Source organism: Streptococcus mitis (assembly GCF_000722755.1).
Classification (GTDB): domain Bacteria; phylum Bacillota; class Bacilli; order Lactobacillales; family Streptococcaceae; genus Streptococcus; species Streptococcus mitis_CM.
Genome location: NZ_JPFY01000013.1, coordinates 954,611 through 965,142 on the forward strand (window position 1 = coordinate 954,611; position 10,532 = coordinate 965,142).

10 protein-coding genes are annotated in these 10,532 nt (G+C 40.2%); 3 read left to right on the plus strand and 7 right to left on the minus strand.

Annotated features, from left to right (window positions below; translation table 11 throughout):
• Window positions 1-14 precede the first annotated feature (14 nt).
• The 3 genes from pdxT to nox all read right to left on the minus strand — a co-directional run bounded on the left by pdxT (window position 15) and on the right by nox (window position 3,002).
• Window positions 15-596 carry a pyridoxal 5'-phosphate synthase glutaminase subunit PdxT gene (gene pdxT / locus SK578_RS07945; RefSeq protein WP_023948274.1) on the minus strand — a complete coding sequence of 194 codons (582 nt, stop codon included), beginning with the start codon at window positions 594-596 and terminating at the stop codon, window positions 15-17.
• The gene (gene pdxS, locus SK578_RS07950) at window positions 597-1,472 is read right to left on the minus strand and encodes a pyridoxal 5'-phosphate synthase lyase subunit PdxS (protein WP_000138517.1); all 876 of its coding nucleotides are present in this window, start codon (window positions 1,470-1,472) and stop codon (window positions 597-599) included.
• A gap of 150 nt (window positions 1,473-1,622) precedes the next feature.
• Window positions 1,623-3,002: a H2O-forming NADH oxidase gene (gene nox / locus SK578_RS07955; RefSeq protein WP_023948278.1), complete on the minus strand. Its 1,380-nt coding sequence runs from the start codon at window positions 3,000-3,002 to the stop codon at window positions 1,623-1,625.
• Between the two features lie 308 nt (window positions 3,003-3,310).
• On the opposite strand from nox, the gene SK578_RS07960 reads away from it, so the two are divergent.
• Genes SK578_RS07960 through SK578_RS07970 form a run of 3 tightly spaced genes read left to right on the plus strand, consistent with a single transcriptional unit; the run spans window position 3,311 to window position 6,156 of the window.
• On the plus strand, window positions 3,311-4,234 hold the full coding sequence (locus SK578_RS07960; RefSeq protein WP_042751457.1) for an FAD:protein FMN transferase: 924 nt from the start codon (window positions 3,311-3,313) through the stop codon (window positions 4,232-4,234).
• A gap of 59 nt (window positions 4,235-4,293) precedes the next feature.
• A complete protein-coding gene (locus SK578_RS07965; RefSeq protein ID WP_042751459.1) occupies window positions 4,294-4,899 on the plus strand; it encodes an NADPH-dependent FMN reductase in 606 nt (201 codons plus the stop codon).
• An 18-nt stretch (window positions 4,900-4,917) separates the two neighbouring features.
• Window positions 4,918-6,156, plus strand: coding sequence for an NAD(P)H-dependent oxidoreductase (locus SK578_RS07970; protein WP_042751460.1), 1,239 nt, complete (start codon window positions 4,918-4,920; stop codon window positions 6,154-6,156).
• Between the two features lie 115 nt (window positions 6,157-6,271).
• On the opposite strand, the gene SK578_RS07975 is transcribed toward SK578_RS07970, so the two are convergent.
• The 4 genes from SK578_RS07975 to SK578_RS07990 all read right to left on the minus strand — a co-directional run bounded on the left by SK578_RS07975 (window position 6,272) and on the right by SK578_RS07990 (window position 10,366).
• Complete coding sequence (locus SK578_RS07975; RefSeq protein WP_000371299.1) at window positions 6,272-6,529, minus strand: DUF896 family protein; 258 nt, start codon at window positions 6,527-6,529, stop codon at window positions 6,272-6,274.
• A gap of 42 nt (window positions 6,530-6,571) precedes the next feature.
• Window positions 6,572-8,608, minus strand: coding sequence for a glycine--tRNA ligase subunit beta (gene glyS / locus SK578_RS07980; RefSeq protein WP_042751461.1), 2,037 nt, complete (start codon window positions 8,606-8,608; stop codon window positions 6,572-6,574).
• A 259-nt stretch (window positions 8,609-8,867) separates the two neighbouring features.
• Window positions 8,868-9,785 carry a glycine--tRNA ligase subunit alpha gene (glyQ, locus tag SK578_RS07985; RefSeq protein WP_000038736.1) on the minus strand — a complete coding sequence of 306 codons (918 nt, stop codon included), beginning with the start codon at window positions 9,783-9,785 and terminating at the stop codon, window positions 8,868-8,870.
• A gap of 209 nt (window positions 9,786-9,994) precedes the next feature.
• The gene (locus SK578_RS07990; RefSeq protein ID WP_042751462.1) at window positions 9,995-10,366 is read right to left on the minus strand and encodes a GFA family protein; all 372 of its coding nucleotides are present in this window, start codon (window positions 10,364-10,366) and stop codon (window positions 9,995-9,997) included.
• Window positions 10,367-10,532: the final 166 nt, after the last annotated feature.

Consider the following 10,532-nt stretch of genomic DNA (forward strand, 5'->3'; position numbering starts at 1 on the left):
TTGAGAATTTTTTCTCAACTTTTTTCTTTACACATATTGATAAAGTACTGGTGCAAGCTTACATCATCAGTCAATTCTGGATGAAAGGAAGTTACCAGCATATTTTTTTCTTGGGCTGCAACGATTTGATTGTCAACTGTTGCTAGAATTTCTACATCTTCTCCAACACTACTGATAATCGGCCCGCGAATAAAGGTCATCGGAATCTTGCCAACTCCCTTACATTCTGCTTCCGTATAGAAACTTCCTAGTTGGCGCCCATAGGCATTGCGCTCGACTACCATATCCATAGTTCCTAGATGACTCTCTTCCTGAGAAGTAATTTCCTTAGCCAGCAAAATTAAACCTGCACAGGTCCCAAACACTGGTAAGCCAGATAGAATGGCTTCTCGAATGGGAATCAGCATGTCCTGCTCACGTAAGAGCTTGCCCATGGTTGTAGATTCTCCACCAGGTAATATCAATCCCGACAAATCACTCTGATGTTTCTGAAAATCATCTAGATTTCTGATTTCAACACTCTCGACACCTAATTGATCTAGCACTTTTGCATGTTCTGCAAAGGCACCTTGCAAGGCCAATATTCCAATTTTCATCTATTTCCCTCGCTCAGCCATGAGAATTTGGATTTCATTTTCATTAATACCCACCATGGCTTCTCCTAGATCTTCAGAGATTTGAGCTAGGATCTGAGGATTTCGGAAATTGGTTACCGCTTTGACAATGGCACTCGCTCGTTTAACAGGATCTCCTGACTTGAAAATACCTGAACCGACAAATACACCTTCTGCCCCTAATTGCATCATCAGCGCGGCATCTGCTGGTGTTGCAACACCTCCAGCAGCAAAGTTTACAACTGGCAATTTTCCATGCTCATGGACGTATTGAACCAATTCTACAGGGACTTGTAAGTCCTTAGCAGCAACATAAAGCTCATCCTCACGTAAATTTTGAATGCGGCGAATTTCCTGATTCATCATACGCATATGGCGAACAGCTTGAACAATGTCTCCTGTCCCTGGTTCTCCTTTGGTACGAATCATAGAAGCACCTTCAGCGATACGACGCAAGGCTTCACCCAAATCCTTAGCCCCACAGACAAAAGGAACTTGGAATTCTTTCTTATCCACATGGAAACGGTCATCAGCTGGAGATAAAACCTCACTCTCATCGATATAGTCAATCTCAATAGCTTCTAAAATCTGAGCTTCAACAAAATGCCCGATTCTGACCTTGGCCATTACTGGAATACTAACCGCCTCTTGAATTTCCTTAATCATCTTTGGATCACTCATACGGGAAACACCACCAGCTGCACGAATATCAGCTGGAATCCGCTCCAAAGCCATCACAGCAGCCGCACCAGCGGCCTCTGCAATACGAGCCTGTTCAGGGTTCTGAACGTCCATGATAACCCCACCTTTGAGCATCTGTGCCAAGTTTTTATTTAGTTCGTAACGATTTTCAGTCATTTCTTTATCCTCATCATTTGTATTGGTAGCTACCATTTCATTTTAAGTTAGATTAAAATGAAGTACAAGATAAAAAAACGTAATTGTATGGGTACAGAATAGTTAAAAAACTATCTGGCCTTAACTTAAGGCCAGATAGCTCATTCATTTTTATTTTTCAGCTGTAAGAGCAGCCATTGTGATGTAGTTATATGGTTTGTTGAAGTGTGGCAAGAAGAATAGGTCTGTCAATGCCAATTTATCAATTGTCACATGCTCTTGGATAGCAAGTGAGAACATGTGGATTCCCATGCTGATTGCAGAATCGTGTGAAACCATTTGTGCACCAAGAATTTCACGGCTATCTTTGTCAAAGACAATCTTGATGGCAACTTCATGGTTGTCATGCTTCATAAATTCTGGTTTTTGAAGATCGTTAAAGCCTGTTTCAGTTGCGTTGTAACCAGCAGCTTTAGCTTTTTCAAGAGTCAAACCAGTTGAAACCATGTGAAGACCGTAGATTGAGATACCGTTTGAACCTTGAACACCGATTCCTTCCAATTCATGTCCACAAGCATTGTAAGCACCAACAATACCAGTACGAACTGCGTTTGAAGCAAGAGCGATGTAGCTTGTATCTTTACGAGCGTTGTCATAAACAGTTGCACAGTCACCTACAGCGTAAACACCTGGGATAGATGTTTCTTGTTTCTTATCTACAAGGAAGGCACCGTTACGGAAGAGTTCAATCTTACCATCAGCAAGGGCTGTATTTGGACGGAAACCAACTGCAAGGATAACCATATCGACATCGAAAGTTTCTTTATCAGTAATCAAGCGTTCAACTTTACCATCACCCTCGATTGCTTTAACAGTTTGACCAAGCGCCAAGCGGATGTTGTGGTCTTCCAAGTTCTTCGCCATCATTTGTGTGAAGTCTTTGTCATAGTAACCGTTCAAAACAGTATCAACGATATCAACAAGGACAACTTCTTTTCCAAGACGTTCAAAGGCTTCAGCAAGTTCAACACCGATATAACCACCACCAACAACGGCGATACGGTCAAGGTGTTGACTCTTATCAGACAATTTGTGAATCACTTCTTCAGCGTTTTGGTACAATTTAACGAATTGTACATTTTCAAGAGTTGCTTTAAATTCGCGGTTTCCTTTAACAATTTCAACACCTTCGATTGGTGGCAAGATTGGTGTAGAACCTGTAGCGAAAATCAATTTATCGTATGATTCTTTGTGCTCTTTTCCTTCAACTTCAGCTGTAACTACTTTGTTATCATAGTCGATTGAAAGAACTGGTGAATTCATGTATACCTTAGCACCTTTAGCTTCCAATTTTTCTTTATCAGAATAGAACAAGCCTTCAGCACCGTCAATTTGTTCACCGATCCAGAGGGCCATTCCACATCCTAGGAAAGAGATGTTAGAGTTTTGGTCAAATACAACGATTTCGTTCTCATTTCCAAAATTATCCAACATAGTATTAATACATGCTGTACCAGCGTGGTTAGCACCAACTACAACGATTTTACTCATAGAAAAATTCCTACCTTCAATTTTAAATTTACCCTTCTAGTATAACATTTACTGTTAGCGTTTACAAGAGTTTAGCTAATTTTCCCGATTTTTTTGTAAAAAAATGTAAATAATCTGTATTTTATCAGCCTTTCTTACAATTACTCTTTATTTTCTGAGCATATTTCTTGACAAGTTTACAAATTTTATTTGTGAAAACGCTGACTTTATGGTATGCTAGTATCATGGAAAGAAAATGTAAGGGGTTAAATTTAATATAAATTTACTATATTTCATCCTTCTTTTCATAAGAGAAAGGAGTTGGTAGCTTGCCTCTTAGTTCACATTCCGAACGCCTAATGGGGACTACTATCACTATTTCATTAGTAGATGAGCGAGCCGATAGCTTGCTTCAAAAATCCTTTGATTTGCTCAAAGAGCTTGAATACCGCTTCAATGCCAATAGTCAAGAATCTGAGTTGATGGAAATCAATTATCAAGCTGGAATAGCTCCAGTCAAAGTTCATCCTGATTTGTTTGAATTGATTTCACTTGGATTAGAGCATAGCCTAGCGCCCTCTAGTCATCTCAACATCAGCATTGGTCCCTTGATTCAAACCTGGCGCATTGGTTTTTCAGATGCCAAAGTTGCCCAACCTCAAGAAATTGAATCGGTGTTACCTTTAATCAATCCTCATTCTATCGAGTTAGATTCTTCGACTTCCACTGTGTTTTTAAAACAAAAAGGAATGAAGATCGATCTTGGTTGTTTAGCCAAGGGTTATAGTGCGGATAAAGTTGCCCAATTTCTGAGAGAAGAGGGAGTGACATCTGCCTTGATCAATCTGGGAGGGAATATCCTGACCATTGGAAAAAATCAGGCAAGAGGGGATCAGCCTTGGCAAATTGGGATTCAAGACCCAGCCAATCCGAGGGGAAATCACTTAATGACCATCCCTATTGTCAATAAATCTGTCGTGACTTCAGGCATTTACGAACGTCACCTGACTGTCGATGGAAAAGATTACCATCATATTTTTGACAGCCAAACAGGATATCCTGTTGAAACGGAACTTGCTAGTCTCACAATTATCTCTGATAAGTCAGTCGATGGTGAAATATGGACAACTCGACTCTTTGGAGAAAGACCTGCTTCTATCCTCTGGCAAGTCGAAAGTTTGGAGGGCATCGAAGCTATCCTCATCGATAAGGAAGGTCACCTAAGCTGTTCTTCAGGAATTCCTACTCTATAGAAACAAATGTTTCAATGGAGTTTTAAAATTGTATTATGTAAAAAGAGAAAGGAAATCTCATGTTAAAACTTATTGCTATTGTTGGAACAAATTCAAAACGTTCTACAAACCGCCAATTGCTTCAATACATGCAAAAACACTTTGCTGAAAAAGCTGAAATTGAACTTGTTGAAATTAAAGACATTCCTGTCTTCAATAAACCAGCCGACAAGCAAGTACCTGTTGAAATTTTAGAAATTGCTGCCAAAATTGAAGAGGCAGATGGCGTTATTATTGGTACTCCTGAGTATGACCACTCTATCCCAGCTGTTTTAATGAGCGCTCTTGCTTGGTTGTCTTATGGTATCTATCCACTTTTGAACAAACCAATCATGATTACTGGTGCTTCTTACGGTACGCTTGGTTCATCACGTGCCCAATTACAACTTCGCCAAATCTTGAATGCTCCAGAAATTAAGGCAAGTGTCCTTCCAGATGAATTCTTGCTTTCACATTCTCTTCAAGCCTTTAACCCAAGTGGAGACCTAGTGGATCTTGATGTTATCAAAAAACTGGATGCTACTTTTGACGACTTCCGTATCTTTGTAAAAATCACAGAAAAATTGCGTAACGCACAAGCACTACTTCGCAAAGATGCCGAAGACTTTGACTGGGAAAATTTGTAAGATAGGAGACCAAAAAGAATGAAATTTGTTGGACTTGTAGGATCAAACTACGATCAATCATATAACCGTAAACTCTTGGAATTCATCCGTCGTCACTTCAAACTCAAATTTGAATTAGAAGTTCTCGAAATTGACGAAGTTCCAATGTTCAACCAAGACGAAAAATGGGATGAAAGTTTCCAATTACGTCTCTTGTATAACAGAATTACTCGTGCTGATGGTGTCATTATCGCTACTCCTGAGCACAACCACACAATCTCAGCTTCCCTAAAATCTGTTCTTGAATGGCTTTCATACGAAGTTCATCCATTTGAAAACAAGCCAGTCATGATTGTGGGTGCTTCATACTACGACCAAGGTACTTCTCGTGCCCAAGTTCACCTTCGTAAGATTCTTGACGCTCCAGGTGTCAATGCCTACACACTTCCTGGAAATGAATTCCTTCTTGGTAAAGCTAAAGAAGCCTTTGATGTTGATGGAAATATCACAAATGAAGGAACTATTAATTTCCTTGAAACATGCTTGGACAACTTTGTAAAATATGTGGGAGTCGTTTCAAAATTGAAAAAACCAAAACCAATTGAGCCAGAAGATTTATATTGTACAAATTCAATTGCAACTACCATCCAAGGTGTTGATCCAGATGATCCTGAATGGGTAGAAAAAGCTGCTGAACTTGTTGGAGCTGTTTCTGGAGATACTTACGTTAAATTAGACCACGGTATCTTGACAGTTAACCAAATTGATATGTTCTTGAAGGCAATGCCATTTGAATTGACATTTGCAGATGATAACAATCAATTCTTGTACTTTAATAACGCACACCAAGACCCAGATACAATGTTTGGTAAACGTGTACGTGCTCAATCAGGAAATAGATTAGGAACAGTACACGGTACATTGCCAGATTCTAGAATGAAAAACGTTGAATGGGTTGTCGGTGTATTGCGTAACGGAGATCAAGAATATGTCCGTACAATTGTACCGGGAACACCTGAAGGTGTTATTAATACCCATAATTACCAAGCAATGTACTATCCAGATGGTTCATATGCTGGAATTAATGAAATTATCTTTAATTTCCAACCATGGCTTGATTGGTACCTCAATACAACTGGTCAACGTCTAGTTGGTGGAAATGCTGCAGCTCCTGCTGGAGGACATGGCAGTGCAGATGCCACATCTGGAGCTTCTGATGCAGGTGATGCTGGGGGTCACGGTGGTGGCGCAGACGCTACATCTGGCGCAAGTAACTAATAATAGCTTTAGGAACCGTTATGGTTCCTTTTTAAGTGACAAAAGACTAGCAGTTTGCGTCTGCTAGTCTTTTGATTATTATTTCACCTTTCTTTGTTAAAAGAAAGAATACTTATTATGAATTTGGATCATCGAGACTACGGCCATGTAAACCTTTTTCACGTTGGACTTGACGTAGTTTCTCTGGTGTAACATCGTTTCCTTCTTCGTCCACAATTTTGATCCCTTCGATGTGGTGACGAACAGTGCGACGATAACCTTCGATGTACTCCTCACGTAGTTTGGCTTGTTCTACTTTTTCTTCTGGGGTCAAGCCTTCTGTTTTTTTCTTTTTGGCAAGCTCGTTAATACGATCAATTTTTTTAGGATCCATGTTTCTCTCCTTTATGATAAGATTTAATTCGTTTAACAGATTTTATTTGGTATTGATTTGGTTAAAACGTGCAAGTTTAGCTGCTTTTTGAGTTAAATGAGACAAGATAGCCAAACGATTTTGACGGACTGCTTCATTTTCAGCCATAACCATGGTATTCTCAAAGAATGCATCAATAACTGGACTAAGCGCAAAGAGCTGTTTCAATTGCTGACTGGCAGTCCCTGACAAAACGAGTGATTCTACTGCTTCTGCCAAGGCTTTCTCTTCTTCATTCTCAAAGAGAGCTGAATCAACTGTAGCAACTCCTTCTGCCTTCTCAGCCAAGTTAAAGGCACGAGAAAGTGATTCAACAGATGGTTTGAAGTCTTCTTCCTTGCTTGCTTCTACGAGAGCACTTGCCGCTTCCAACATATCTGCCACAACAAAGTTTGATCCTGCAAGAACGGCTTCCTTGATGTCTTTTGGAGTAGAACCCATCATCTTATCAACACGAGCCTTGATAAAGTCCATAACTTCTGCTTTATTTTCATAATTCAAGCTGTCAAATGTTAGATCATAAAGGCTATCAATCAGCTCATCCATAGCAATGTGCCAACCAAAGGCATCCAAGATACGAACCACACCTTGAGTTGCACGGCGAAGAGCATAAGGGTCATTAGAACCTGATGGAATCAAACCTACTGAGAAGAAACTCAAAATCGTATCCAATTTATCTGCAATGGCAAGCACTGCACCGACCTTGCTCTCTGGAAGTTCTCCTTCAGCTGATGTAGGCATGTAGTGTTCACGAATAGCAGCTGCCACTGCTGGAGTTTCACCTGCAAGAAGGGCATATTTCTCTCCCATAATTCCTTGGAGTTCATCAAATTCACCAACCATACCTGTCAACAAGTCAAACTTGTAAATGGCTGCTGCACGGGCTAAGTCAATCGTTTCATCCGCTGACAAGCCTGCTTTTTCTGCCAAGAGAATAGCAATCTGACCAGTACGAATCATGTGTTCACGAAGGGAACCAATTTTCTCATGGAAGGTGACATTGTTTAATTTTTCAACAAGATCTGAAATGACTAATTTTTGATCTTCACGCCAGAAGAATTCACCATCTTCCAAACGGGCTACCAAGACTTTTTCATTTCCTTTGATGACATTTTCCAAATACTCTGCGTTTCCATTACGAACAGAAATGAAGTTTGGCAAGAGTTTACCATCTTGATCACGGACAACAAAGTACCGTTGGTGTTCCTTCATCGAAGTCACCAAAACTTCTTCTGGAACTTCAAGGTATTTGGCATCAAAACTTCCCATAAAGGCAGTTGGGTATTCAACCAAGTTCAAGACTTCATTCAGCAAATCAGCATCAATTTCGATACGTACACCATGTTTTGCCTCAATTTCCTTGATTTGGTCAATAATCATTTGCTCACGTTCACGTGGATCTGCGATTACAAACTGCTTACGAAGGTCTTCTTCATAGCTCAATGCTGACTGAATCTTAGTTTCTTGTCCCAAGAAACGATGACCACGGCTCACACGCCCTCCCTTGATATCAAGGAAATCTAAATCAAACTCTTCTTCATCTAAAAGAACAGTTAAAGTGTGAACAGGGCGGATGTATTCAAAGGTGTTGTTAGACCAGTGCATGCTGACAGGGAAAGTCAATGACTTCAAAACATCTACAACACCAGGAACAATGGCTTCAACTGCTTGACCAATTTCTTCCTTAGTGACATAGACATATTCTTCACCCTTGATTTCACGGAATTCGATATCTTCAACAGTCAATCCTTTTCCACGGACAAATCCTTGAGCTGCTTTGGTGAAGTTTCCATCACTATCCAAGGCAATTTTCTTTGCTGGCCCCTTGAAATCTTCTGTCAAATCAGACTGTTTGTCTGCTAAACCAGTCACACGAACAGCCAAACGACGTGGTGTTGAGAAGGTTTGAATAGCTTCAAAAGATAGGCGGTTTTCCTTGAGAAAGGCTGCCATTTTTTCGCCTAGTTGTTTTTCACTTGGTGTGACAACATAGGCTGGTAATTCTTCAAGACCGAGTTCTACTAATAAGTTTTTTGTCATGTTTTTTCCTTTACATTTTCTTCAATCTTTTTTGATATGCACCTTAGGTACTTGGGACGTCGCTAACTAACTTTGTGAGTCTGTATGGAAATCTAATGCTAAATTAATCAAGATTTCCAACAGTCTCATCAAAGTGGATTTAGCTGACTGATTTTTGAACCCAAGGTTTCAAAAATCCCCACATAACAGTACGGCGGTGCATATCCCTCTAGCAAGTCTTCGACTTGCCTCTAACGATTTTAGAGCACAGTATTACTCACTATTCTGCGTCTTCTGCTAAGAGTTTAGCTCTTGTTTCTTCATCTAAAAGTGGGTAACCTAGGCGTTTGCGTTCTGCGACAAAGGTTTTGGCTACGACACGGGCTAGGTTACGAATACGAGCGATATAGCCTGCGCGCTCTGTTACAGATACGGCACCACGCGCATCAAGCAAGTTAAAGGTATGTGAACATTTGAGAACATAGTCATAGGCAGGGTGCACCAATCCTTCTTCCAAGGCACGACCAGCTTCTTTTTCAAACTTATCAAAGTTTTCCAGCAACATTTCTTGATCTGAAATTTCAAATGAATATTTTGAGTGTTCGTACTCAGGCTGGATGAAGATTTCTCCGTATTTTACACCATCAGCCCACTCAATATCGTAAACAGAGTCTACTTCTTGGATGTAAGAAGCCAAACGCTCCAAACCATAAGTAACTTCAGCAGTCACAGGACCAGTTGCCAAACCACCAACTTGTTGGAAATAAGTGAACTGAGTAATTTCCATCCCATCAAGCCAAACTTCCCAACCCAGACCTGCTGAACCAGTTGATGGATTTTCCCAGTTATCCTCAACAAAACGAATATCATGTTCCAAAGGATTGATTCCCAATTTTTCCAAAGACTCAAGGTAAAGTTCTTGAATATTTGATGGAGAAGGCTTCATGACCACTTGGAATTGATGGTGTTGGTAAAGACGGTTCGGGTTTTCCCCGTAACGACCGTCAGCAGGACGACGTGATGGTTCTACATAAGCTGCATTCCATGGCTCAGGACCGATAGCACGAAGGAAAGTGTAAGGACTCATTGTTCCCGCACCTTTTTCGTTGTCATAAGCCTGCATAAGCATACAACCTTGGTCATTCCAAAATTGTTGCAAAGTAAGGATGATTTCCTGGAAAGTCAATTTTTTAGACATTATTTACTCCTTTTTTTATAAATTACTTGCGATACGAGTCTGCCTCGTCGATCATACGAGGCAAGACGAGTTAGTACTGCGTCTAGCTCAGGCACTCTAGTGTTGAGCATGGGGCAGCCCGACTGTAAGGAGGTCTCTTACACTGACGCAGTGGAATGTTAATTTCTTAGACATTGTTTACTCCTTTAGTTTATATTATCTTTTTAAATTTATTTATCAAGCAACCAAGAAAAAGCTAGGTCCTGAAAAATATGACGTTTGGGAACAGTTTGTAAATTCTGATCGCATTCATCTATTGTTCCTAATTTCAAAGCACAAACTTCTGGTATATTTTCTTGAGTAGTGAAAATTTGACTGTGACAGTTCTGGCAGTAATAACGTTGTTTACCTGGAGATGAACTAAAAGTAACCAAATTCTCTTTTCCATACAGTGCCAGATTTTTGCTGCTAACTTTGGCATTAACTGTGTAGGCAGACGCAGTTGCTTTCCGACAAAATGAGCAATGACAAAAAACTAATTCCGATAATTCCTCATCTAGAGTGTAGGTCACTGCTTTACATAAACAAGATCCTTTAAGCATTATGCTCCTTTCTACTTAGGCATTAGACGAATTCAAAAAGAACCGAATTTCAACACCCAAGCCTTACGACTAGGGGCGTCAGAAACGCGGTTCCACCCTAATTTATTACTTCATTGTTTTTGAAAATACTACAGAAAGCGCCAGCACTTTATTTTGCCCTACTTGG

Bases quoted from the DNA above. Each gene is read 5' to 3' on its own strand.
- pdxT (WP_023948274.1), bottom strand. From the start codon at position 596: ATGAAAATTGGAATATTGGCCTTGCAAGGTGCCTTTGCAGAACATGCA.
- glyS (WP_042751461.1), bottom strand. From the start codon at position 8,608: ATGACAAAAAACTTATTAGTAGAACTCGGTCTTGAAGAATTACCAGCC.
- SK578_RS07975 (WP_000371299.1), bottom strand. From the start codon at position 6,529: ATGGATCCTAAAAAAATTGATCGTATTAACGAGCTTGCCAAAAAGAAA.
- SK578_RS07965 (WP_042751459.1), top strand. From the start codon at position 4,294: ATGTTAAAACTTATTGCTATTGTTGGAACAAATTCAAAACGTTCTACA.
- pdxS (WP_000138517.1), bottom strand. From the start codon at position 1,472: ATGACTGAAAATCGTTACGAACTAAATAAAAACTTGGCACAGATGCTC.
- SK578_RS07990 (WP_042751462.1), bottom strand. From the start codon at position 10,366: ATGCTTAAAGGATCTTGTTTATGTAAAGCAGTGACCTACACTCTAGAT.
- SK578_RS07970 (WP_042751460.1), top strand. From the start codon at position 4,918: ATGAAATTTGTTGGACTTGTAGGATCAAACTACGATCAATCATATAAC.
- nox (WP_023948278.1), bottom strand. From the start codon at position 3,002: ATGAGTAAAATCGTTGTAGTTGGTGCTAACCACGCTGGTACAGCATGT.
- glyQ (WP_000038736.1), bottom strand. From the start codon at position 9,785: ATGTCTAAAAAATTGACTTTCCAGGAAATCATCCTTACTTTGCAACAA.